Consider the following 22,076-nt stretch of genomic DNA (forward strand, 5'->3'; position numbering starts at 1 on the left):
AGTAAGGTCATGGCCGTATGGCTCCAAATTTCCTCGTCACACATTCCGGCGGCTTTCATGCCGACGAAGTGTTGTCCAGCGTCATTCTTACGCGGCTTTTCCCTGATGCGCGGGTGGTTCGCAGCAGGGCGTCGGAATGGATTGCACCCGGCGCCGATCGCATCGTCTACGATGTCGGTGGCGCTTATGATGCGGCTGCCGGTATTTTCGATCATCACCAGCGCGGCGCGCCGCAGCGCGACGACGGTCAGCCCTACAGCTCGTTCGGGCTGATCTGGAAACATTTCGGCCGTGATTACCTGACTGCGCTTTCTATCCCGAGCACCTTCGTTGAGACTGTTCACGCTGCTTTCGATGCCGGCTTCGTCGTACCGGTTGATCTGGTCGATAATGGCGCGCTGAGCCCGGATAGCGCCGGTCTTCTAGCCGGATTGACCCTGCCGTCCTTATTCGAAACGTTGAAACCCGTCTTCGACGATCCTGATCCGGAAGCGACTGATCGGGCATTCCATGCCGCAGTCGCGATTGCCCGCCATTTTGTCGAAGGAAAGATTGCCGGCATTCATGCGAAGCTGCGCGCCGAAGCCTTGGTCCTGCAGGCGATTGCGTCTGCCGGGAAGGGCCGCGTTCTTGAACTGCCGATGGGGATGCCGTTTCGTTCGGCGATCGTCAAGGCAGGCGCCGATCATCTCCTGTTCGTGGTTCATCCGCGCGAGGCGGATTGGTGCCTGACCGGAATCCGCCGGGCGGAGGAGGGGTTCGAACTGCGCGCGGATCTTCCGCTCGCCTGGGCCGGGTTGAGCGGTCGCGACCTGGAAGTTGTCACGGGAGTTGAAGGTGCCAGTTTCTGTCACAACGGCCGTTTCATTGCCGCCGCAAAGACGCGGGAGGCAGCGCTTGCCCTGGCGAAACTGGCTGTGGAGAATGCGCAGGGGGGAGCCGGTTAGGGTACCGTCGGACCTGTCTGCATGACGCGCGATGCTTGAGCTACTTTGATGAAGGCGGATGATATCGAAACAGCAAATCATAGATCCGCATGCCGTCCGATGGAATGCGAACCCCGTCGATCTTGCGCGACGTCGGGAGAAGCGTCGCGATCAAGAACAGCGCCTGGTAAAATCCGAACACGAGTAACACTTCCTCGTGGCCAGGCCACAGTCGATAGAGCGCCGCGATTGGCGCAAGGGCCAATCCATTTGCCAACGGGCCGGCGGCATCGATGACGATGCGTGCCCAGCGCCGCTTCGTTGGTTCTCGCCATATGTGACCGGTAATCGGTACCAGCTTTAGAATAAAGTCGGTCCGCCCCACACGCAACTTTAGGACGGTCGGGCCGATGCCGATGACAAAGGAAGAAAGCCGGAGCCCACATGCGAGCGTCGCGAGCGCGTGGCCCTCCTCGTGTATGATCACCGCAACGAGGACCGCCGCAATCGTCTCGCCGACAATGACAATGATGACAGATAACATTGGACTGTTGATCCCAAGTATATGGCAATTGGTGGAGGCTATCATGATGTCAGCATTCATTGTGTGGCTGCCGCCACGCGATTGTCGACGGACTCGACACTCAAACGGAGAATTCTCGTCAATCGCTCGGAAAAGCATGATGAGCGATGCAGGATTCCTATCTGCGGGAGGCCTGCAGAGCTTCGATTCGGCGCTTCCAAACCTACTCGCCGTCTCACCTCACGAGCGCTCCGTCCCCGCCATCTAGCTTCATCGGACATGCGCGGTCGAACGTGCTGATCGCACCAGGTAATAAATTTGAGCAATCGGGCCAGCCCACGCTGGCGACATCAATAATGGCGTCGACAACTTCGAGCCTGCTGCAAGCTTGACGGCGCGAGCGCTCCCGAAACATAGATAGGGCCGCATTTGTCGGAGTCTTTGCTGACGGGGGAGCCTTTTGGACGCGATTTCCGAGTTCGCATTGTTTCGAACCATTGTCGAGGAAGGCGGAATTTCCGCAGCCGCATTGCGCCTGGAGTCGTCGCCGGCGGCGGTCAGCCGTCGCTTGTCGGCGCTGGAAGCGAAGCTCGGCGTTCGCCTGGCCGATAGGAGTTCACGCCGGTTTCGCCTCACTGACGAGGGCCTGCTTCTCTATGAGCGAAGCCGGGTCATATTGGAGCAGGTAAGGGATGTCGAGGCTGAGGTTGCGTCGCTCGGTGGTGTGGCAAGAGGGCTTCTTCGCGTCGGAGCTTCGGCGGATTTCGGGCGGAGACACCTTGCTCCCCTGCTCTCTTCCTTCGTCGCGCAGCATCCCGGTGTCGAGGCGCATCTGGTCTTGTCCGACATCGGCCTCGAGAATGAAATCGATCACTGCGATCTCGTCCTGCGCTTCGGGCTGCCGAATGACGAAGGCATGGTTGCACGCAAGGTTGCCACCACGCGCCAGGTCGTTTGCGCGGCACCGTCCTATCTCGAACGGTTCGGCACTCCCATGGAGCCGGCCGATCTCGTGAGCCATCGCTGCCTTCGTCTGGCCCGCCGCCACAGATTGATCGACATGTGGCGTTTCAGGCGCGATGACGAGGTGTTCGAAATCCAGGTCACGGGGGTTCTGTCGAGCGGCGATGGAACAGTCTTGCGGGACTGGGCCCTGTCGGGCCAGGGCATCTCCTGGGAGGCCAGGTGGGACGTCAGCGCCGATCTTGATGACGGACGGCTCGTCGAATTGCTGCCTGACTACCAAAGCGCTGAAATGGACCTCTACGCCGTCTTCGCGCCCGGCAGGCCTATACCGCCGAGGATCAGGTTGTTCCTGGACCATGTATCCCGGGCGTTCGGGCCGTTGCGGAAAGATCCAGGCAAGGACGGTCTGTCGCAATAACCGCCTGGAGCGCCCCTGTTGCCGGATCGAGATGTCTCAAGTCGAAGGCATGCCAATCGCAGACAGGATTGCCCCGAGCCATTTGGGTGGCGTCGCTATCGTTACCGTCGGCTCGACCGACATGCCTGGCGACAGCATGTCGAGTGTCTGCTGTGGCCCGTCGAGCATGATTTTTACCGGGATGCGCTGCACGACTTTGACATAGTTGCCGGTGGCATTCTCGGGGGGTAGCAGAGCAAAGCTCGAACCGGTTCCCCGCTGAATGCTGTCGAGATGGCCCTCGAGTATTTGTCCGGGAAGGGCATCGACCCGGATGCGAACAGGCTGCCCTTGCCGCATGCCGGAAAGTTCGGTCTCCTTGAAGTTGGCAACAATGTACATTTGCCTTGGAACGTCTGAGAACAACGTCTGTCCGGGTTGCACGAAGCTTCCGACCTGAACGGTCTTGTTGGCGACGCTGCCGGCGTCGGCGGCATAGATCTTCGTGTATGAGAGGTTGAGCTGCGCCTGGGCGACAGCCGCCTGCGCCCCCGTGATCGCCGCATCGGCCTGATCGATCTGGCTCTGCAAGACATTGATCTGCGACTGGGCCGCCGCAAGAGCGGCGCGGTCGTGCTCGACCAGAGCCTTGCGCTGACCGATATCCGCTTGAGCCTGTTGCCAGAGCTGTTCGCTTCCGGCTCCATGCGTCGCCAGATCGCTGTTTCTTGCGAGCTGCTGCTGTGCGTATTGAAGCTGTGCTTCGTCGCTTTGGACCGTTGCCTGCGCAGCGGCAATCTGGTGTTGCTGCTGCGCCAACTGTGCGTTGACGTTTTCCTTCGAGGCCTGTGCGCTCAATAGGCCCGCCTGCGCACTTTTCAGAGCGACCTCGAAATCACGGGGATCGATCTCCACAAGCAGGTCGTTCTTCGCGAAGACGCTGTTATCGTCGACGTGCAATGCGGTGACATAGCCCGCGACCTTCGGAACGACCGCAACGGTGTCGGCCTGGACGCTGGCGTCATTCGTCTGGCGTATATAGAGCGCGGGCATGTATATGTAGGCGCCCGCCAGAAGGATGACGGCAGCGACGCCCCCCACCCAGGCAGACATTCGCCGACGCTTGCTCGGAGCAATTGCCGCCGCCGGGAGTGTGTTGCCAACTGCGGGGTCGGCCTTGGGTGCTGGAAATTCCATCGTCGAGCGAGGTGCTGTTGGGGAGGCAAGTTTGAGCTTGGTCATTTCTTCACCACCGGTGTTGGAGACATGAGGGGTATGAAGCAAAGGGAGATGATCCCGATTGCCGCCATGAAGAGAAATGCGTCGGCATAGGCAAGGGTGGCCGCCTGGCGAGTACTCGTTTCCGCCAGCAGTTTCAGTGCCATGTCGTGGGCCTGTTCGGAGGTAACACCGCCGCGCTGCATCATGCTGTCGGCCGCCGTTGTGATCCATTGCGACATCACAGCCGATGTCGCGTTCAGGTGTTCGAAGAGACGACCGGAATGCAGCTCCTCGCGGCGATCGATGATGATCGTCACCAATGTCACGCCGAGCGATGCGCCGAACTGGCGGAAAGTCATATAGATCGAGACGGCATCCAGCTGCGCTTCCTGTGGAAGGCGCGCGACGGTTCCCCCGGCGATTGATGACAAGAGTGGTGCCAGGCAAAAGGCATAAAGAACCAACGGCAACGCGAAATAAGTGTAAGGGGTTTCAGTTGTGATCAGCCTTGCCATCATCAGCATCGAAGCGATCAGCATCAGGAGGGCAAATGCCAGGATCTTTCGCTGACCGTATTTGCCGATTGCCGAGGTGACGAACGGTCGGATCAGGGCAGCCGTCAGGGCGTAGACCGCCATCAGACGTCCGGTGTCCGTTGCGCTCAGCATCTGCGGATTGACGTTGCGAAGAAACTCGGGAAGTGCGTAGAGGCTTCCGGAGAGAATGATGCCGGCGAAAACGCCGAGGAAGATCGCTGCCAGCAGGTGTCGATCGCGGATGAGTTCGAGCCGCAACAGGCGAGCGTCGTTACGCTCGTTCAATTGCCATGCCACGAAGGAAGCCAGAGATGCCACGCAGATGAGGGACAGGACCTGAATCCGCGTCGAGCCGAACCAGTCATCGATTTCCCCACGGCTGAGCACTGTCTGTCCGCATATCAGGGCTGTGGCGAGAAGCACTATGCCTGGCCCATCGATGCCTCGCGCACGGCGGTCCAGACTCCTCGGAATTTGAGGAAAGTACTGGCGCAGAAGAATGATCGCGGCGATGACAAAGATCACATTCGGCAGAAAGATCAATCGCCAGCTGAAATTGTCGGTCACGAAGCCGCTAAAGAGAAGGCCGGCGCTGGTTGCGAGATAGAGCATCACCGAGATCTTCATGAGCGATCTGCTGCGGCTCTGTTTCGGGACGAGCATGTAGACGCTGGCGCGCCACCACATAGTCAGACCGGCGCCGGAAAAGCCGAGGATGATGCGCCATAGGAGCATCGTCTCCTGGTTGGTTGCGACAGCGCACCCAAGCGAGGCGATCACGAAGATGATGGCGGAACCGAGGATATAACGTAGATGGCCGACATAGCCGGCCATCCAGATCGATACGGGAACGCCAAGGAGCAGCGCCGAGCTATACGTCGTCAGAAACCAGCTCGCCTCGTCCTGGGAGATTCCGAAGGAGCCGGCCATGTCAGGCAGCACCAGATTGACGGCGTCATAGGTGTAGAATTCCATCCATGTGGCAAGGCCGAGCCCTATCAGGACCATGTTGGTCTGAGCGGGGTTTGTCATACTGAATTGACCGACACCGCCGGCCAGCGCGGCTTGCGACGAATTGTGACCCGTTTCATCCGACATCATTGGTAAACACCACTGTTGATATTTTCGACGCCAATGTGCCGCCGCGGGCCACTTTTCGGAAAGTGGCGTGGGTGCAAACCATCATTGCGAATAATGGAAGCCATCGATCGGAAGATGGGGCGATAGCGGCGAGCCTACCGATCCATAGTGCGGCTTGAACCGGTTGCTTTGCGCAAAGCCAGCGTGGGGAATGTCTCCGAAGGGCTTTTTAAGCTCACCGCCGCGAAGAGCTGAAATAGGGATATGGCTTTGGTTTATGCCGCGTGAAGGCGGGCGACTTGGCACCAACTATCGAATGCTGTTGGGCGCAGTTCGCGACGGCGAGCTGATGCGGTGTGGTCTCGAGCCGAAGGCTCATGCTTGAATACTCTAGGCGCGAATCCCGCGCATTCAGTAATCGATGACTCGGGCGTCGGCCGGATCAGCCCAGCGCGTATTTGGTACGGTAGAGAACCAGCCCGGGCGGGCCGGGTCTCGATCGTAAAGGTAGCCGCCCAGCGATTTATACAGATCTGAATATTGGCCGAGCTTCTCGCGGTCGATTTCCACGCCGAGGCCATGGCCGGTCGGCACTTTGATCGAGCCGTTCGTGTATTTCATAGGACCGCCGACGATGATGTCGTCGGTCAGCTGGTGGTAGTGCGCATCCGCCGTGTAGACGAGGTTCGGCAGGACGGCGCCCAGATGCAGCATGGTCGCGAGTTGGATGCCGAGTTCGCCGGACGAATGCACGGCGACCCCGAGCTGGAATGTCTCGCACACGCCCGCCGCCTTGATACAGGGTCGGATGCCGCCCCAGAAGGTGGTGTCGAGCAGGATTACATCGACCGCCGGGTTCAGCACGTTGGTGGCAAGCTGCTCGAAGTTGATGACGATCGTGTTGGTGGCAAGCGGCATATGGGTGTTTTCCCGCACGCGCCGCATGCCGTTCAGACCCCAGGTTGGGTCCTCATAATAATCGTTGTTCAGGTCCTCGATCCCTTTGGCGAAGCGGACGGCCTCCTCGACGCTGAAGGCCGCGTTCGGGTCGTAGCGCACGGAATCAGTGCCAACGGCGCTTGCAAGCGCACGGAAGACCTCGAGCTCGTAGTCCGGCGGGAAGACGCCGCTTTTCAGCTTGTGCGCCCTGAAGCCGTGGCTGCGCTTGAGTTCCAGCGCCTGTTCGATCAACTGATCGGCAGTGCGGATCTCGCCCGTGCCGGTGTCCTTGTTGGGCAGACGGAAGAACAGATAGCTTGCAAAACCGACCTCGTCGCGCATCTTGCCGCCAAGTACGTCATAGGCAGGCACACCCAGAAATTTGCCGATGATATCTATGCAGGCAAATTCAATGGCGGCATGCATCTGCGTGCGGTTGTTGTAGAGGCTGGCCGTGGGGTTGCAGATCTTGAAGCGCAGTTGCTCCAGTTCGAACGGGTCGTGGCCGACAAGGTAGGTCTTGAGCGCGCGAAACGCGGCTTCGGCACTTTCTCCGCCTCCGCCCATCTCGCCCAAGCCGACGATGCCGACGTCCGTTTCGATCTCGATGATCGTGCGCACGAAACGGCCCCAGTGTGCGCCGTTGGAATGGCGCAGCGGCGCTTCGAGGGGTACCGTCACGGTCGTCGCGCGGATGTCAGTGATCTTCGGCCGCTTCATGCTGGTCTCCATTGAAATGAATAGAATCGCTCAATCCGGCAGGACAATGCCGAGCTTGGCCATGGTGCCGCCATCGATCTTCATGTCGGCGCCGGTGATGAAGCGGGCCTTGTCGCTGGCAAGGAAGGCGACCAGATCCGCCACTTCTTCCTGCTTGCCGACGCGGCCGATCGGGTGCCCCTTGCCCCATTGAGCGATCATCTCGTCCTGGGTCATGTCCCCCTTGAAGAGATCTGCCGCCCAACGCAGCATCGGCGTATCGATCGAGGCGGGGCAGACCGCATTGACCGTGATATTGTCGGCGGCATGATCGAGCGCCATGGCGCGCACGAGCGCGTTGATGCCGCCCTTGCTGGCGGTATAGGCGGCAACATTCGCTTGCGAGGCATAGGATTGTATCGACGAGATAGCGACGATCGAGCCGCCGCCCCGCTCTTTCATTGCCGGTATTGCAAATTTCGAGGCGAGGTAGATGCCCTTCAGATTGATGTCGAGCACGTCGTCCCAGACATCCTCCGGCGTATCGACCACGGTTCCATAGCGCTGGACGCCGGCGCTGCAAACAAGAATATCGACGCCGCCGTTCTTTACTTTCGCCTGATCGACTGCGGCGCGCATGTCTGTGGCGTTGCGAACATCAGCGACGAAACCGCTCGTTCTGCCGCCGATCTCCGTGACGGCTTTCTCGATCGATTGCCTGTCATTGGCAACGATCAGGACGCTCGCGCCGGCACCGGCAAAACGTTCCGCGCAAGCCCGCCCCATGCCGAGGCTGCCGCCGGTAACGATGACGCTCTTGCCGTCGAATTCCATTTTCGGTGCTCCTCCATGCGACAGGACTTATTAACATTCTACCATACCAGTATGTCAATATCCGAATTTCGGTTCCTCGACGCCGCGAAACTCCGTCTTGATCGCGAGCAGGCTACCTTCGAGCGGATGGGCGCCGAGATGTTCGTCCGTCATGGTGAAACGGGCCGAGGTGACGTAGAGCGTCGAAAGGTCCGTGCCGCCGAATGTGCAACTCGTCGGCCAGGAAACCGGCAATTCGACAAGATCCTTGAGTATGCCATCGGCGCTAAAACGCGCGACGGCTGCGCCGCCGACCACGCGGCAGTTCCACAAGTGATCATCGGAATCAAGGCACGAGCCATCCGGCAGGCCTCGTTCAAAACCGCCGACGATGGTGCAGCGGTTGGAGATGGCTTTTGTCTCGGGATCGTAGGCAAAGGAATAGATTTCGTTTGCCAGCGTGTCGGCGAAGAGGAAGCGGTGATCGCGGGTCCAAGCCATCGTATTGGTGATGCCGTATTCATTCGGCGTCATCCGATTGATCTCACCCGAGGGATCGATGCGGTAGATCGCGCCGGTATCGGCCGTCATCTCCTTCGGCGTGCCGTCCGCATGGAGATTGTTCTGCATCGTGGAAACCCAGAATGAACCGTCTACGGCGACGCGTCCTTCGTTGAGCCGGTTCTCCGGCCTGTCCGGCTCCGGTATCGCGAAGACCCTAAATGTTTCGTCCGGCTGCCAGAAGCAGACCTCGCGCGCCAGGCCAAGGATGAAGCCGCCGTTCTTGCGCATGGCGATCGAGGTAGGAAAATCAGGCGTCGGCCATGTGTCGTGCCGTCCCGTCTCTACCTCCAGACGATGAATGCGCTTGCCGCCGATATCGACCCAGTAAAGCGCCTGCTCGTCGGCGGACCAGATGATGCTTTCGCCGACGATGTCCCGTGCCTCGAAGAAGATGTTGGCTTGCATGTGCCTCCCCCAGCCGCTGTCAAAATCCTCGGATTGACAATAGGCGAGATGAGATCTAAATCAAGCTTAGTTTAAACCTATATGATAGGTAGGCGCGAAGCTTGATGGAAACCTTGCCAACCATAAAAGAAACCAGCGATCGGCCTGATATGGCCGAAGGGCTGCTCGGCGGCGTGATGGAGGCCGTGAAGGTCCACATCCGCGACAATGGGCTTCAGGTTGGCGATGAATTGCCAAGCGAGGGCGCCTTCGCCGAACTCACGGGTGCATCGCGAACGATCGTGCGCGAGGCCTATCGTTCGCTTGCGGCGTTGACGCTCATCGATATCGGCAACGGACGACGGGCGCGGGTGGCTGCGCCAAAGGCTGATGTGCTGGCAATGATCACCGACCACGCGGTTCACACCAACCAGGCGACGATCCAGCAGATCTTCGATGTACGCCGAACCATCGAGAGGCGTACCGTTGCGCTTGCCGCGCTACGGCGGACCGACCGCGAGGCGGCCGAAATCTATGCGCTTGCCGAGGCGATGCAGCGTGATTTCAATGATCCGCAGAAAGTCATGGAGCACGATATCGCGTTTCACGAGGCCATTGGCGTCGCTTCGAAGAACCCGATGTTTTCGCTGATTGTCGGCTCCTTCCATGTCGTGACACGCCATACCTGGCCGATCGGCTGGGCGAGCCGCGGCAGCAACGAGACGAGACAGGAGAGCATTGACGGTCACTTCGCCATCGCCCAGGCGATCGCCAATGGCGATCCGGCCAAGGGCGAGGCGGCGATGGTCGAGCACTTCGATCTCACCGTGAAGGCATTGCTGGCGGCCGGGGTATATTGATGAAGATCACCGCATTCGAAACCGTTCGCGTCAAGGAGTTCCCGAACATCCTTTGGGTGAAGATCCACACCGACGAGGGCCTGGTCGGACTTGGCGAAACCTTCTTTATGGCCGAGACGGTGGAAGCCTATATCCATGAGGTTGTTGCGCCGAAGCTGCTCGGGCAGGATCCGCTCCAGATCGACAAGATCGCAAAGGATCTGACCGGTTACCTTGGCTTCCGCTCCACCGGCGTCGAGATGCGCGGCAACTCGGCCGTCGATATCGGCCTTTGGGATTTGTTCGGAAAGGCGACGAATCTGCCGATCGCGCAGCTGTTGGGCGGTTTCTCGCGCCGGGAGATCCGCACCTATAATACCTGCGCCGGGAATACCTACATGCGGGAGGCAAGCGGACAGCAGACCGGAAACTATGGCATCGGCGGTCCACGCCGAGACTATGACGATCTGAACGGCTTCCTCGAACATGCCGATGATCTGGCGGAAGACCTGCTTTCCGAAGGCATCTCGGCGATGAAGATCTGGCCTTTCGACATCGCGGCCGAGGCGAGCGGCGGGCAGTATATTTCCGGGCCTGACCTGCGCAGGGCTCTCGAGCCTTTCGAAAAGATCCGCAAGCGCGTCGGCGACAGGATGGACATCATGGTCGAGTTCCACTCCATGTGGCAGCTCACGCCGGCGATCCAGATTGCGCGCGCGCTCGAACCTTACGCAACCTTCTGGCACGAAGATCCCATCAAGATGGATTCGCTATCGAGCTTGAAGCGCTATGCGGCGGCAAGCCGCGCGCCGTTATGTGCCTCCGAAACATTGGCGACCCGGTGGGCTTTCCGTGATCTGCTGGAGACCGACAGTGCTGGCATCGTCATGCTCGACCTTTCGTGGTGCGGCGGCATTTCCGAGGCAAAGAAGATTGCCACCATGGCCGAGGCCTGGCATCTGCCCGTGGCGCCGCATGATTGCACGGGACCAGTGGTGCTTTCCGCATCGACGCATCTCTCGCTCAATGCCCCGAATGCGCTCGTTCAGGAAAGCGTGCGCGCCTATTATCGCACCTGGTATGCGGATATCACGACACAATTGCCGAGCGTGACCAATGGCATGATTACCGTTCCGCCAGGGCCTGGGCATGGGGTCGAGCTCGCCGAAGATCTCGATAAAAAATTCAATGTTTATCGGCGTATGGCAAAGGTGGAAGTCTCGACCTAGCAAAAATGCTTGACTTGTATGGTAGTAGGTTAGTACACAATCCGCATTGAGCTGACGTCGGGAAGAGGGTCGCCGCATGCAGAACGCCAAGTCCCCAAAAGTAGTTGCCCTGAGCGAATCCGTCGGCCCGCAGGTCTATCGCATCCTGCGCGAGCGGATCATTCAGGCCGAGCTTTTGCCGGGAGAGCGACTGTCGGAATCCGACGCGGCCAAGTCCTTGTCCGTCAGCCGTCAGCCGGTGCGTGAGGCTTTCATCAAGCTTTCCGAGGAAGGGCTGGTGCAGGTGCTGCCGCAGCGAGGCACGTTCGTTACGAAGATCTCCGTGGCATCGGTCATGGACGTGCGCTTCGTGCGCGAGGCGATCGAGGCCGATATCGTGCGCCTGGTGGCGAAAGGCCATGCGGCGGACACGATCGCGGAATTGCGTCGCCAGCTCGCGGAACAGCGAAAGGTATCGCATGACGATCGCGTCGGGTTTTTGCGACTCGATGAACTCTTCCATCACACGCTCGCGGCCGCGGCAGGCAAGTCCTATGCCTGGAGCGTGATCGAAAGCGTCAAGGCCCAAATGGACCGTGTCCGTTTTCTATCCGTCGACGACCTGCACATCGGGCGGCTGATCGAGCAGCATGAAAAGATAGTCGACGGCATCGCTGCCGGTGACACAGCCGCCGCGGAGGAGGCGATGCGGCTACACCTGCGCGAGATACTGACATCCTTGCCTGAAATCGCTCGTTCACGCGCGGAGCTGTTCGACGATACGGAGTGATTGCAGCGCAAATCATATAAACCAGAGGGAGGAAAGCATGCTTAGGAAATTGATCGCCGGTACGGCGCTCGGTCTGTCGCTCATGGCATCCGGGGCATCTGCCGCAGGACTGAATATCACATTCATCAGCCACTCTTCGGCTTCCAATACATTCTGGCAATCGGTGAAGAAGGGCTTTGACGATGCATGCACCCGCGTCGAGGCCAGTTGCCAGCTCGTCCTGACGCAGACCGAAGGCTCGGTCGAACAGGCGGTCGCAAACCTGCAGGCCGCAATCGCGACCAAGCCCGATGCGATCTTCGTCGCCATCGTCGATGACAAGGCCTATGACGCTGCGATCAAGGAGGCGACCGACGCCGGCATCCTCGTGCTGGCCGTCAATGTCGACGATAGTCAGGGCGCCAAGGGCAATGCCCGCAAGGCCTTCATTGGCCAGGGCTTCGTCGCGGCCGGTTATTCGCTCGCCAAGGCGCAGTCGTTGAATTTCCCGAAGGATGGTCCGCTCAACCTGCTGGTCGGCGTTAATGCGCCCGGTCAGACATGGTCCGAACAGCGCGCTGCCGGGGTGACCAAATTCCTTGAGGAATACAAGGCCGAGCACAAGGATCGCGAGGTCAATATCGCGCGCATCGACTCGGCGACCGATCTCGCTGTCGCTGCCGACCGCATCGGCGCCTATCTCAACGCCAATCCGAACACGACGGCCTATTTCGATACGGGCTATTGGGATGCCGGCGTTGCCAAGGTGTTGAAGGACCGTGGCATCAAGCCTGGAAAGGTTTTGCTTGGCGGCTTCGATCTCGTGCCTGAGGTGCTGCAGCAGATGACGGCCGGCTATGTGCAGGTTCAGGTCGATCAGCAGCCCTACATGCAGGGCTTCATGCCTGTCATGGAAGCCTATCTCTGGAAGACTGCCGGTCTCACGCCCTCGGATATCGACACAGGGCAGGGGATCGTCACGCCCAAGGATGTTCCCATGATCATGGAAATGTCGAAGCGCGGCCTGCGCTGAGAAAACCCATCCAATTGCCACCCGGCGTCTTGTTCCGCGGAATGGGACGCCGAACTATCACGAGCGATACGCGGATGAAGCGGTTTCTGAAAATTTATCTCGACAAGCCCGAGCTGGCGGGGCTTGCCCTGCTGATCCTTCTGGTTGTCCTGTTCCAGATCAAGTCGAACGGCGTGTTCCTGTCGTTCGAGAACATACGCGGCATCATGGGGCTGCTGCCGGAAATGGCGCTCGTTGCCATCGGTGTGACCATATTGATGATCTGCGGTGAATTCGATTTGTCTGTCGGTTCTGTCTTCGCGCTGATGCCGATGTCTATGGCGGTTATGTTGAACGACGGCATTCCGTTCAGTCTTGCTTTGCTGCTTGGCTTGCTGCTCTCAGCATTTATCGGTGCTATCAATGGCTACATAACGCTGCAGTTCTCGATCCCGAGCTTCATTACCACGCTTGGCATGCTGTTCATCGCACGCTCTCTGACGATCGTTGTTTCCGGCGGCTTTCCGCCGCTTCTGCCGGATGATCTGCCGACCTGGCTCTTCACCGACTATATCTGGCCGGGGGCGATCCTGCGCATGTCCTTCCTGTGGTTTGCACTGATCGCGATCCTGGCTGCCGCTTTCCTCTCGTTGACGAATTTTGGCAACTGGATCAGGGCGGTTGGCGGCTTCAACGAAGCAGCCGCCTCGATGGGAATTCCGGTCAGGCGCGTGAAAATCGTCTGCTTCATGCTCTGCTCGATGCTTGCGGGCTTTGCCGGTCTGTTGCAGGTCTTGCGGCTCGGCTCGCCACTGCCGTCGATCGGCGAGGGTCTGGAATTGCAGGCCGTGGCTGCGGCCGTCATCGGCGGGACGGCGTTGGCGGGTGGCATCGGCACGGTGTTCGGCGCGATCATCGGCACGCTTTTGATCCGCACCATCGACAATGGCCTCGTGCTTTCGCGCGTCGATGCCAACTGGTTCAAGTTCGCGATCGGCATGCTCACCATGTTCGCCGTCATCGCCAATGCCTGGATGGGCAAGATGTCCCGCAAGATCAAGGTGGAGGCGCATAAATGACCCAGCCGATCATCGAGTGCCGTAATCTGCAGAAATGGTATAGCGGCGTGCATGCGTTGAAGAACGTGTCGCTGACCATCAATCCCGGCGAGTCCGTCGGTCTCGTCGGTGACAATGGAGCAGGCAAATCGACGCTGATCAAGATATTGTCCGGCGTCCACCATCAGGATGCCGGCCAGATCCTCATCGAAGGCCGGGAAGTCAATTTCCGCTCGCCCAAGGATGCGATGCGTCACGGGCTCGAGACGATCTACCAGTACAATTCCATGGTTCCCACGATGTCGATCGCCCGCAACCTGTTCATCGGGCGCGAGCCGATGAAGTGGCGGATCGGCAATTTCGGTGTCATGGACCAGAAGCGCATGCGCGACGAAAGCATCAAGGCAATCGCCGATGTCGATCTGCATCTGCGCTCGCCGGATGCGTTGGTGGGCGAACTTTCAGGCGGTCAGAAGCAGGGCGTGGCGATCGCCCGTGCGATGCATTTCAAATCGAAGGTGCTGATCCTCGATGAGCCGACCAACCATCTATCCGTCAAGGAGACGAACAAAGTGATCGGTTTCGTGCGCGGCCTGAAGGCGCAGGGCCTGACCGGCATCTTCATCTCGCACAACATGCAGCACGTCTTCCAGTCCTGTGACCGGATCGTGGCGATGGCGCGAGGCGAAATCGTCTTCGACCGGCCGACCACGGAAACCTCGATCGACGAAGTTCACGAACTGCTGTGAGGCTCAGATGACGACTTTATCGGGGAAGACGGTGTTGCTGACCGGCGCGCTCGGAACGCTGGGGCGCGAGCAAGCGGCCCGCTTGGCGCGCGCGGGCGCCCGGGTATTGATGCTGGACAGGGCGGAAAGCCATGCCGGTGAGGCTCTTGCTTCCAATATTGCAGCGGAGAGCGGCGGTGCCGTGTCCTATGTCAGGCAGGACCTCGGCGATCTCAAAGCGAGCGAGATGCGGGTGGCGGCGCTTTGCGATGCGCATGCGGGGATCGATATCCTCATCAACAATGCTGCGCTCATCATCAACAAGCCGTTCGAGGAATTCTCGCTGGAGGAATATGAGGAGCAACTGCGGGTCAATTCCTCCGCCGCCTTCGCATTGACCCGCGCCGTTGCGCCGCACATGAAGCAGAAAGGCTACGGCAAGATCGTCAACTTTTGCTCGCTGACACTCAACGGCCGTTGGGACGGTTATGTGCCCTATGTCGCGTCGAAGGGGGCGATATACGGTCTTACGAAATCGCTTGCGCGCGAGCTCGGGCCATACGGCGTACGCGTCAATTGCGTCTCGCCCGGTGCCGTGGTGTCGGAGGCCGAGGAGCGCGTCTTCGGCGACCGGCTGCAGCAGTATAATGATTGGATATTGGAGAACCAGTCGATCAAATCGCGCATTCAGCCTGGCGACATCGCCGAGCTGGTGCTGTTTCTCGTATCGCCGGGGTCCGACATGATCTCCGGCCAGAACATCGGAATTGACGGCGGCTGGTGACGCTCTTCAACTCCACCATCAGGCGCAAACGAGAATTGCCTCCGCATTGCGCTGCTCGAATGTCTGAGGGATGGGCAGCAGACCGAAGCAACTGAACGCTGCATTTTCCCACGACCGCCCGACGGCTGCGGGAAGACGGTCACGTCGACCTCCGGACGACCAGTTTACCAGTCAGGGTAACCGTTTCGGCTTCAACGGTTCCGACAATCATGCCGATGATCGCCTCCACCATTTCGTGTCGCGGCTGTTCGTAGGTGGTGAGGCTATAGGCCGACGATCCGCCCAGCTCGTAATTGTCGAAACCGACGATCGCGATATCATCAGGCACGCTCAGCCCGAACTCTCCACGGATTTCATCCATGGCTCCCAATGCCAGGATATCGTTTTCGCACATGAGAACATCGATGCGGTCGGCAGGCGCAATGCGAGACAGATAACCGCGGACGGATTCTGCTCCTGCCTCGGCACTATATTTCTCGGCAGACAGCAATTCGATCTCGCCAACACCTTTCTGCGCCCAGAAGTCGGTGAAATGTTGCCGGCGCCTCAGCGCCGTTGAAAGCGCCGTCGCGCCGCTCATGAAGCCGGGCCGTCGATATCCCCGCTTGTGCAGGTGATCGACGATGTCCCTGAGAGCAAGCTCGGCATCACAGACCACTGCCGGCACGCCGTCGATCTGACTATCGCGAGCCAGAACGAACATGGGAGGCATTCCATTGCCGAGTTGGCGATCCGTCAGTGTCTCGTCGCGAAATGCGGTGCCGAACAGGATGACGGCATCGACCTGTCGCTGGTCCGCATGCAACAACGCATGCACGTGATCGAAGTGATTGTTGATGTTGATCAGCATAGCAACCAGACCCGCGGCCTGCAGGCGCTCGGTCAATGTCTCAAGGAATGGCAGTTTTTGGGGGTTGCTGAAGTCGTCCACGAAGACTGCAACCTGGCGCGTGGAGTTTGTTGCGAGACTTCGAGCGAGAAGATTCGGCGAATAGTTCAAGGCCGTCGCCGCCTCCATGACGCGGCGCTTGCTCTCCTCCGTGATCGACGATCCCGGCGTAAAGGCCCGAATGACCGTCCATTTCGACACCCCGGCGACGGCCGCAACTTCCTTCGCTGTGGTTCGCCTGACGGTCTCTTTCCTGCGCATGCTGCCTCCGGAGGAAACGGAATAAACATTCCATTTTCTGATTCCAGTGAAATGAATGCTTGCTTTTACCTTATTCAAGCTTATGATGCACCTGCTTGCACCCGGTAGCAGGGAATTTGCACCCGGTAGCAACTACATTTGCCGACCTGAGGAGCGGGCGGTACAAGGAGGAGGAACAACATGAAATCTATTCTCAGCAAAATTGCCTTCGGCATTCTGGCCGCGGGGATCGCCGTTTCTTGCTCAACGGCTGCAAGAGCGCAGGACCAGTTGACGATCATTGCCGTCACGCACGGCCAGGCATCCGACCCGTTCTGGTCGATCGTCAAGAACGGCATGATGCAGGCCGGCAAGGATAGCAACGTCAGAGTGGACTACCGTGCGCCGGAAACCTTCGACATGGTTGCGATGGGTCAGCTCATTGAAGCCGCAGCCAACCAAAATCCGGCCGGGATCGTGATTTCGGACCCCGACCCGGATGCCCTTGGTCCGGCGATCCAGAAAGCCGTTGCCGCCGGCATTCCAGTGATCTCCATGAACTCCGGTATCGCCGCCGCCGAAAAGCTCGGCATCAAGCTGCATGTCGGCCAGGATGAGCTCCCGGCCGGCATCAAGGTCGGTGCAAAATTGAAGTCCCTCGGTCTGAAGCATGTTCTGTGCGTCAATCAGGAAGTAGGCAATGCAGCTCTCGACCAGCGTTGCGCAGGCACGGAGAAAGGCTTCGAAGGCGGCAAGGTGACCGTATTGCCGACCACGGCGGATCCGGCCGAGATCGAAGCCAAGATTCAGGCGGCGCTCACCTCCGATCCGTCGATCGACGTCGTCCTCGGCCTATCTGCGCCGCTGGTCGGCGAACGCGCTGTCGCGGTTGTCGAGAAGATGGGCGTCGGCGATAAAGTGAAGGTCGCGTCCTACGACCTTTCGGCCGGGTTCCTCAAGGCTGTCGCTGACGGCAAGGCATTGTTCGCAGTCGACCAGCAACCCTATCTCCAGGGCTATCTGCCGGTGACTTTCCTTGCATTGAATGCGCGTTACGGCACGATGCCGGCAGGCAACGTCGCGTCCGGCCCGAGCTTCGTTGAGAAGGACACCGCGGCCAAGGTCATCGAAAAATCCTCCCAAGGCATCCGCTAGGCCGGAGCCGTCGCAGTTCCCGTAAGGGCGGGAACTGCCCCAACCGCCATGCTCGCCTATCCACGCGACCGGTCCGATGAATGATCTGGCGCGCAAGGACAACGAACAAACTGAGGAACGACCCCATGACGCTGGCCAACGAACAGAACGGGACTTCCGCCCGATCCGACGAGCGGCTGAAAAAGGTTTCGACGATGACCGCATTGCTGCGGCGTCCGGAACTTGGCGCTGTCGCCGGATTGGTGCTTGTCACCGTCTTCTTTTTCTTCACCGCCAATCCTGCCATGTTCACGCTGGCCGGCGTGATCAACTTCATGGCTCCGGCCGCCCAGCTTGGAATTCTTGCGATCGGTGCCGCTCTGTTGATGATCGGGGGCGAGTTCGATCTGTCGATCGGATCGATGGTTGCCTTCGCCGGTCTGGTATTCGGTACGGCGCTTGTGGTCTTGCACCTGCCGCTCAGCGTGGCGATCCTGATTGCCATGGGCTTCGCCGTCGCAATCGGTGTCACGAATGCACAGCTCACGATGCATACCGGCCTTCCTTCCTTCATCGTCACGCTTGCCTTCCTGTTCATCCTGCGCGGCTTGACATTGGTCGGTCTCAAATGGGCAAGCGGCGGCGCAACACAGCTTCGAGGGATGAAGGAAGCCGCCGCCAACAGTCCGCTTGCGCCAATCTTCTCCGGCGATGCATTCACGGGTCTGTTTTCCTGGCTCGGAAGCCACGGCATCATCGAGACTTTTCCAAGTGGCACACCGAAGGTTCCCGGCATTCCCGTGGAAATCCTGTGGTTCGTCCTGATTGCACTGGCTGCCACTTGGGTGCTTTTACGGACGCGCTTCGGCAACTGGATCTTTGCGTCCGGCGGCGATCCGCGAGCCGCCCGCAAATCCGGCGTCCCTGTTGCCCGCGTCAAGACGACACTCTTCATCATTACAGCCATGTGCGCCACTCTCGTCGCAATCCTCACCGTCCTCGATGCCGGTTCCACGGATGCCCGCCGCGGTTTCCAGAAGGAGTTCGAGGCAATCATCGCAGCCGTCATCGGCGGCTGCCTTCTGACTGGCGGCTATGGGTCGGCGATCGGTGCGTTCTTCGGTTCTATCGTCTTTGGCATGGTGCTGATCGGGCTCACCTACACATCGATCGATCAGGATTGGTACCTCGTCTTCCTCGGCGGCATGCTGCTGACGGCCGTCATCTTCAACAATGTCATCCGCAAACGCGTCACGGGAGAACGCTGATGACCAAGTCTCAAACGCCCATCGTCGAGGTTAGGAACCTCGTCAAGCACTTCGGCTCGATCATTGCGCTTAACGGCGTCTCGTTGAGCGTCAACGCCGGTGAAGTCCTCTGCCTTCTCGGCGACAACGGCGCCGGCAAGTCTACCCTTATCAATACGCTGTCTGGTGTGTTCAGGCCGACATCGGGAGAATTTTTGGTCGATGGACAGCCCCGGACGTTCAACGGCCCGCGTGACGCGCTCGATGCCGGCATTGCCACCGTCTACCAGGATCTTGCGATGATCCCGCTGATGTCGGTGACGCGAAACTTCTTCATGGGGCGCGAACCTCTGAAAGGTTTTGGCCCGTTCAAGCACATGGACATGGACTTCGCCAACAACATCACACGCGACGAGATGCGCAGGATCGGCATCGATGTCCGCGAGCCGGATCAGGCCGTTGGCACGCTATCGGGCGGAGAGCGCCAGTGTGTCGCCATCGCGCGTGCTGTTTACTTCGGTGCCAAGGTCCTAATTCTCGACGAGCCCACGTCCGCGCTCGGCGTTGCCCAAACCTCGATGGTTCTGAAGTATATCGACCAGGTTCGCGGCAAAGGGCTTGGCGTCATCTTCATCACGCACAACGTTCGCCACGCCTATGCGGTGGGCAATCGGTTTACGGCGCTCAACCGCGGAAAGACGCTTGGAACCTTCACCAAGAGCGAGATCGATCTGGACGGCCTCCAGAATCTGATGGCGGGCGGCAAGGAGCTGCAGTCCCTTTCCGAGGAGCTCGGCGGAACCATCTGAGCGAATATTACAGAACAGCTGTTCGGTTCGGTGTTCCTTCACTGCGCCACGGATTTTCATATCCATCAACAAGGTAAGATCTCGATGACTGCTCCTACGACTTTCTTTCCATTGGCGGCCTGCGCCGAGATGCTGTGGCGTGACAAGCCGATCGAGTGGCGCGCCTCGCGGCTCAAGGAAATGGGCTTCGGTGTCGGCCTGTGGAACTGGCCAGAACATGACATTGGCAAACTGGAGGCGACGGGCGCGACTTTCACCATCATGAATGGCTATCTCACGGGCTGCCTGACCGATGACGAAGGAGCCGACGAGCTTGTCAGGACCGCTCGTGAAACCGCGCAGGTCGGCAAGCGCCTCGGTGTCCAGCGACTGAACCTCCATGGCACCGGTCTCGGCGATCGTGGCCTTCCGGTGCAGCCGATCGAAGTCGTCACGGGTGCGATGTGGCTGAGGGCCCGCGACACTCTTCGTCGGATCGTGGATCTAGCCGAGGCTGAAGATGTCGTCTTCACGCTTGAGAACCTGAACCTGCCCGTCGATCACCCCGGCGTGCCCTTCGGCCGTGCCGAGGACACACTGGCTCTCGTGTCCAGCATCGATCATCCGAGGCTGCGCCTCAACCTCGATCTCTACCACGCGCAGATCGGCGAAGGAAATCTGATAGAGCTTTGCCGCAAATGCCTGCCCTGGATCGGCGAAATCCAGGTCGCCGATGTGCCGGGCCGCTGCGAACCGGGCACCGGCGAAGTCAATTGGAACGGTATCGCGAAAGCGTTGAAGGCGATGGGTTACGCCGGCCCGATCGGCATGGAAGCCTGGGCCGCAGGCAATGCCGACGAAGCCCTCTTTGCATTCCGTACGGCATTCACAATCTGACATCATAACCCTACAGGACAAATCCTATGACCAAGATCAAACCCGTCAATGTCGGCCTCATCGGCGCCGGCCGCATCGGCTCCTTCCATGGTGAAACTGTTGCAAGGCGACTGGTCGACGCTGAACTCGTTGCCATCGCCGATCCCGCGTCCGGTGCCGCGGCAAAGCTTGCAGATCGACTTGGGGTCGATGCGTCATACACGGACGTTACCGAGCTTCTCGCGCATCCGGGTCTTGACGCGGTTATCATTGCCACCCCCGCCCGGTTCCACACCAATATCCTGGTTCAAGCCGCCGAGGCCGGCAAGGCGATCTTCTGCGAGAAGCCGATGTCGCTGACGCTTGAGGATGCCGATCGCGCGATTGCCGCCGCACGCGGCGCTGGTGTCACGCTCCAGGTGGGGTTCAACCGCCGCTGGGATCAGGCCTTCGCCGAAGGGCGCGCGGCCATCGATGCCGGCAAGATCGGCGCACCGCAGCTTATCCGGTCTTTGACGCGCGATCCAGGCCCGTTCGGCGCCGATCCCGGCAAGATCCCGCTCTGGACCATCTTCTACGAGACCCTCATTCACGACTTCGACACGCTGCTCTGGCTCAATCCTGGAGCCAAGCCCGTTGAAGTCTTCGCTATGGCGGACGCGCTGGTCCGGCCCGATGCGAGAGAAAAGGGGTTCCTCGATACCGCCGTCGTGAGCATCCGCTTCGACAATGGCTCGGTCGCCGTCGCGGAGGCGAACTTCTCCGCTCTTTATGGTTACGATATCCGCGGCGAAGTCTTTGGCTCCGGTGGCATGGTCACCATGGGTGATGTGCGCCGTTCAAGCCTGACCCTTTTCGACAAGGACGGTGTCTCCAACGACACCTGGCGGCGCGATACAGACCACTTCATTCATGGCTATACCGCCCAGCTTGCGTCCTTCGCCAACGCCGTCAGAAACAGAGCGCTGGCGGAGGGGCCAACGGGTATCGATGCGCGCAACGCTCTTGCGATCGCCTTGGCCTGCATCGAGTCGGTTTCCACGAAGCAGCCAGTCATTCTAAAATGAATTGACGAGTGCGCTGCTTCGTCAGCGCACTCGTTCATGCATCCATGACGATCAGGATCGCTTCATGAGCACGCAACAAACAATGAAAAAGCCCGACAATGTCAGAGAGCTGAAGCGCATGATCGCGGCGGTGGGCTTGAGGCTACCCGAGCAGCAGGAGCGGCTTGCGCGCGTCGTTCTGGCTCGGCCGGATATCGTAGCCTTCGGAACCATCAATTCCCTTGCGAACGAATGTCTCGTCTCGCCCTCGACGGTCGTGCGGATGGCGAATGCCCTCGGCTTTTCGACCTTCAGGGAATTCAAGACGCTATTTCGCCAGCACTTGCGCGCTGCGGCGAGCGAGCGGCATGTGGCGAAAGAACCCTAATTTTCTCGAGAGACGCGGAATG

22 protein-coding genes are annotated in these 22,076 nt (G+C 59.6%); 15 read left to right on the top strand and 7 right to left on the bottom strand.

The window, feature by feature from the left end:
• Positions 1 to 17: 17 nt before the first annotated feature.
• Positions 18 to 947: an MYG1 family protein gene (locus tag BJ928_RS16525; protein ID WP_047631403.1), complete on the top strand. Its 930-nt coding sequence runs from the start codon at positions 18 to 20 to the stop codon at positions 945 to 947.
• A 40-nt stretch (positions 948 to 987) separates the two neighbouring features.
• Here BJ928_RS16525 and BJ928_RS16530 read toward each other — a convergent pair whose 3' ends face one another.
• On the bottom strand, positions 988 to 1,530 hold the full coding sequence (locus BJ928_RS16530) for a site-2 protease family protein (protein WP_183079420.1): 543 nt from the start codon (positions 1,528 to 1,530) through the stop codon (positions 988 to 990).
• A 379-nt stretch (positions 1,531 to 1,909) separates the two neighbouring features.
• Here BJ928_RS16530 and BJ928_RS16535 point away from each other — a divergent pair, with 379 nt between their 5' ends.
• Positions 1,910 to 2,833: a LysR family transcriptional regulator gene (locus BJ928_RS16535; RefSeq protein WP_052227668.1), complete on the top strand. Its 924-nt coding sequence runs from the start codon at positions 1,910 to 1,912 to the stop codon at positions 2,831 to 2,833.
• Positions 2,834 to 2,869: 36 nt separating this feature from the next.
• Here the strand turns inward: BJ928_RS16535 and BJ928_RS16540 are convergent, their stop codons facing one another.
• The 5 genes from BJ928_RS16540 to BJ928_RS16560 all read right to left on the bottom strand — a co-directional run bounded on the left by BJ928_RS16540 (position 2,870) and on the right by BJ928_RS16560 (position 9,069).
• On the bottom strand, positions 2,870 to 4,054 hold the full coding sequence (locus BJ928_RS16540; RefSeq protein ID WP_052227667.1) for an HlyD family secretion protein: 1,185 nt from the start codon (positions 4,052 to 4,054) through the stop codon (positions 2,870 to 2,872).
• Entirely contained in the window at positions 4,051 to 5,670 is a 1,620-nt protein-coding gene (locus tag BJ928_RS16545) for a DHA2 family efflux MFS transporter permease subunit (RefSeq protein WP_197070129.1), read from the bottom strand. Before BJ928_RS16545 ends, BJ928_RS16540 begins: the two co-directional genes overlap by 4 nt.
• Positions 5,671 to 6,060: 390 nt before the next feature.
• Entirely contained in the window at positions 6,061 to 7,308 is a 1,248-nt protein-coding gene (locus BJ928_RS16550) for an enolase C-terminal domain-like protein (protein ID WP_047631399.1), read from the bottom strand.
• A gap of 30 nt (positions 7,309 to 7,338) precedes the next feature.
• Positions 7,339 to 8,121: a glucose 1-dehydrogenase gene (locus BJ928_RS16555; protein WP_047631397.1), complete on the bottom strand. Its 783-nt coding sequence runs from the start codon at positions 8,119 to 8,121 to the stop codon at positions 7,339 to 7,341.
• A 54-nt stretch (positions 8,122 to 8,175) separates the two neighbouring features.
• Positions 8,176 to 9,069 (bottom strand): SMP-30/gluconolactonase/LRE family protein, encoded by an 894-nt coding sequence (locus BJ928_RS16560; RefSeq protein WP_047631394.1) that lies wholly within the window; start codon positions 9,067 to 9,069, stop codon positions 8,176 to 8,178.
• A gap of 104 nt (positions 9,070 to 9,173) precedes the next feature.
• Here BJ928_RS16560 and BJ928_RS16565 point away from each other — a divergent pair, with 104 nt between their 5' ends.
• The 7 genes from BJ928_RS16565 (at position 9,174) to BJ928_RS16595 (ending at position 15,446) form a co-directional block, all read left to right on the top strand.
• Positions 9,174 to 9,908, top strand: coding sequence for a FadR/GntR family transcriptional regulator (locus BJ928_RS16565; RefSeq protein WP_052227666.1), 735 nt, complete (start codon positions 9,174 to 9,176; stop codon positions 9,906 to 9,908).
• Entirely contained in the window at positions 9,908 to 11,116 is a 1,209-nt protein-coding gene (locus tag BJ928_RS16570; RefSeq protein ID WP_047631392.1) for a mandelate racemase/muconate lactonizing enzyme family protein, read from the top strand. Before BJ928_RS16565 ends, BJ928_RS16570 begins: the two co-directional genes overlap by 1 nt.
• A 76-nt stretch (positions 11,117 to 11,192) precedes the next feature.
• Positions 11,193 to 11,885 carry a GntR family transcriptional regulator gene (locus BJ928_RS16575; protein WP_047631391.1) on the top strand — a complete coding sequence of 231 codons (693 nt, stop codon included), beginning with the start codon at positions 11,193 to 11,195 and terminating at the stop codon, positions 11,883 to 11,885.
• Between the two features lie 37 nt (positions 11,886 to 11,922).
• The gene (locus BJ928_RS16580) at positions 11,923 to 12,897 is read left to right on the top strand and encodes a sugar ABC transporter substrate-binding protein (RefSeq protein ID WP_047631389.1); all 975 of its coding nucleotides are present in this window, start codon (positions 11,923 to 11,925) and stop codon (positions 12,895 to 12,897) included.
• 74 nt (positions 12,898 to 12,971) lie between these two features.
• Positions 12,972 to 13,955, top strand: a complete 984-nt coding sequence (locus tag BJ928_RS16585) for an ABC transporter permease (RefSeq protein WP_047631387.1) — start codon at positions 12,972 to 12,974, stop codon at positions 13,953 to 13,955.
• Positions 13,952 to 14,683, top strand: coding sequence for an ATP-binding cassette domain-containing protein (locus BJ928_RS16590; protein ID WP_047631385.1), 732 nt, complete (start codon positions 13,952 to 13,954; stop codon positions 14,681 to 14,683). The genes BJ928_RS16585 and BJ928_RS16590 overlap by 4 nt, the downstream gene beginning before the upstream one ends.
• Positions 14,684 to 14,690: 7 nt before the next feature.
• On the top strand, positions 14,691 to 15,446 hold the full coding sequence (locus BJ928_RS16595) for an SDR family oxidoreductase (RefSeq protein WP_047631384.1): 756 nt from the start codon (positions 14,691 to 14,693) through the stop codon (positions 15,444 to 15,446).
• Between the two features lie 139 nt (positions 15,447 to 15,585).
• Here the strand turns inward: BJ928_RS16595 and BJ928_RS16600 are convergent, their stop codons facing one another.
• Positions 15,586 to 16,596, bottom strand: a complete 1,011-nt coding sequence (locus tag BJ928_RS16600; protein ID WP_047631382.1) for a LacI family DNA-binding transcriptional regulator — start codon at positions 16,594 to 16,596, stop codon at positions 15,586 to 15,588.
• A 180-nt stretch (positions 16,597 to 16,776) separates the two neighbouring features.
• On the opposite strand from BJ928_RS16600, the gene BJ928_RS16605 reads away from it, so the two are divergent.
• The 6 genes from BJ928_RS16605 to BJ928_RS16630 all read left to right on the top strand — a co-directional run bounded on the left by BJ928_RS16605 (position 16,777) and on the right by BJ928_RS16630 (position 22,054).
• The gene (locus tag BJ928_RS16605; RefSeq protein WP_047631381.1) at positions 16,777 to 17,730 is read left to right on the top strand and encodes a sugar ABC transporter substrate-binding protein; all 954 of its coding nucleotides are present in this window, start codon (positions 16,777 to 16,779) and stop codon (positions 17,728 to 17,730) included.
• A gap of 125 nt (positions 17,731 to 17,855) precedes the next feature.
• Positions 17,856 to 18,977, top strand: a complete 1,122-nt coding sequence (locus BJ928_RS16610) for an ABC transporter permease (RefSeq protein ID WP_047631379.1) — start codon at positions 17,856 to 17,858, stop codon at positions 18,975 to 18,977.
• Positions 18,977 to 19,765 (top strand): ATP-binding cassette domain-containing protein, encoded by a 789-nt coding sequence (locus BJ928_RS16615; RefSeq protein WP_047631378.1) that lies wholly within the window; start codon positions 18,977 to 18,979, stop codon positions 19,763 to 19,765. The genes BJ928_RS16610 and BJ928_RS16615 overlap by 1 nt, the downstream gene beginning before the upstream one ends.
• An 84-nt stretch (positions 19,766 to 19,849) precedes the next feature.
• Complete coding sequence (locus tag BJ928_RS16620) at positions 19,850 to 20,641, top strand: TIM barrel protein (RefSeq protein WP_047631376.1); 792 nt, start codon at positions 19,850 to 19,852, stop codon at positions 20,639 to 20,641.
• A 26-nt stretch (positions 20,642 to 20,667) separates the two neighbouring features.
• Positions 20,668 to 21,687: a Gfo/Idh/MocA family oxidoreductase gene (locus BJ928_RS16625; RefSeq protein WP_047631374.1), complete on the top strand. Its 1,020-nt coding sequence runs from the start codon at positions 20,668 to 20,670 to the stop codon at positions 21,685 to 21,687.
• A gap of 64 nt (positions 21,688 to 21,751) precedes the next feature.
• A complete protein-coding gene (locus BJ928_RS16630; RefSeq protein WP_047631586.1) occupies positions 21,752 to 22,054 on the top strand; it encodes a MurR/RpiR family transcriptional regulator in 303 nt (100 codons plus the stop codon).
• The last annotated feature ends 22 nt before the right edge of the window (positions 22,055 to 22,076 follow it).

It is taken from the genome of Rhizobium sp. WW_1 (assembly GCF_003610155.1).
Classification (GTDB): domain Bacteria; phylum Pseudomonadota; class Alphaproteobacteria; order Rhizobiales; family Rhizobiaceae; genus Rhizobium; species Rhizobium tropici_A.

What these genes read in the sequence shown, in the direction of transcription:
- BJ928_RS16555 (WP_047631397.1), bottom strand. Translation starts at nt 8,121, where the DNA reads ATGGAATTCGACGGCAAGAGCGTCATCGTTACCGGCGGCAGCCTCGGC.
- BJ928_RS16530 (WP_183079420.1), bottom strand. Translation starts at nt 1,530, where the DNA reads ATGAATGCTGACATCATGATAGCCTCCACCAATTGCCATATACTTGGG.
- BJ928_RS16595 (WP_047631384.1), top strand. Translation starts at nt 14,691, where the DNA reads ATGACGACTTTATCGGGGAAGACGGTGTTGCTGACCGGCGCGCTCGGA.
- BJ928_RS16605 (WP_047631381.1), top strand. Translation starts at nt 16,777, where the DNA reads ATGAAATCTATTCTCAGCAAAATTGCCTTCGGCATTCTGGCCGCGGGG.
- BJ928_RS16525 (WP_047631403.1), top strand. Translation starts at nt 18, where the DNA reads ATGGCTCCAAATTTCCTCGTCACACATTCCGGCGGCTTTCATGCCGAC.
- BJ928_RS16540 (WP_052227667.1), bottom strand. Translation starts at nt 4,054, where the DNA reads ATGACCAAGCTCAAACTTGCCTCCCCAACAGCACCTCGCTCGACGATG.
- BJ928_RS16585 (WP_047631387.1), top strand. Translation starts at nt 12,972, where the DNA reads ATGAAGCGGTTTCTGAAAATTTATCTCGACAAGCCCGAGCTGGCGGGG.
- BJ928_RS16610 (WP_047631379.1), top strand. Translation starts at nt 17,856, where the DNA reads ATGACGCTGGCCAACGAACAGAACGGGACTTCCGCCCGATCCGACGAG.
- BJ928_RS16560 (WP_047631394.1), bottom strand. Translation starts at nt 9,069, where the DNA reads ATGCAAGCCAACATCTTCTTCGAGGCACGGGACATCGTCGGCGAAAGC.
- BJ928_RS16625 (WP_047631374.1), top strand. Translation starts at nt 20,668, where the DNA reads ATGACCAAGATCAAACCCGTCAATGTCGGCCTCATCGGCGCCGGCCGC.
- BJ928_RS16550 (WP_047631399.1), bottom strand. Translation starts at nt 7,308, where the DNA reads ATGAAGCGGCCGAAGATCACTGACATCCGCGCGACGACCGTGACGGTA.
- BJ928_RS16580 (WP_047631389.1), top strand. Translation starts at nt 11,923, where the DNA reads ATGCTTAGGAAATTGATCGCCGGTACGGCGCTCGGTCTGTCGCTCATG.
- BJ928_RS16615 (WP_047631378.1), top strand. Translation starts at nt 18,977, where the DNA reads ATGACCAAGTCTCAAACGCCCATCGTCGAGGTTAGGAACCTCGTCAAG.
- BJ928_RS16545 (WP_197070129.1), bottom strand. Translation starts at nt 5,670, where the DNA reads ATGATGTCGGATGAAACGGGTCACAATTCGTCGCAAGCCGCGCTGGCC.
- BJ928_RS16575 (WP_047631391.1), top strand. Translation starts at nt 11,193, where the DNA reads ATGCAGAACGCCAAGTCCCCAAAAGTAGTTGCCCTGAGCGAATCCGTC.
- BJ928_RS16600 (WP_047631382.1), bottom strand. Translation starts at nt 16,596, where the DNA reads ATGCGCAGGAAAGAGACCGTCAGGCGAACCACAGCGAAGGAAGTTGCG.
- BJ928_RS16590 (WP_047631385.1), top strand. Translation starts at nt 13,952, where the DNA reads ATGACCCAGCCGATCATCGAGTGCCGTAATCTGCAGAAATGGTATAGC.
- BJ928_RS16620 (WP_047631376.1), top strand. Translation starts at nt 19,850, where the DNA reads ATGACTGCTCCTACGACTTTCTTTCCATTGGCGGCCTGCGCCGAGATG.
- BJ928_RS16630 (WP_047631586.1), top strand. Translation starts at nt 21,752, where the DNA reads ATGAGCACGCAACAAACAATGAAAAAGCCCGACAATGTCAGAGAGCTG.
- BJ928_RS16570 (WP_047631392.1), top strand. Translation starts at nt 9,908, where the DNA reads ATGAAGATCACCGCATTCGAAACCGTTCGCGTCAAGGAGTTCCCGAAC.
- BJ928_RS16565 (WP_052227666.1), top strand. Translation starts at nt 9,174, where the DNA reads ATGGAAACCTTGCCAACCATAAAAGAAACCAGCGATCGGCCTGATATG.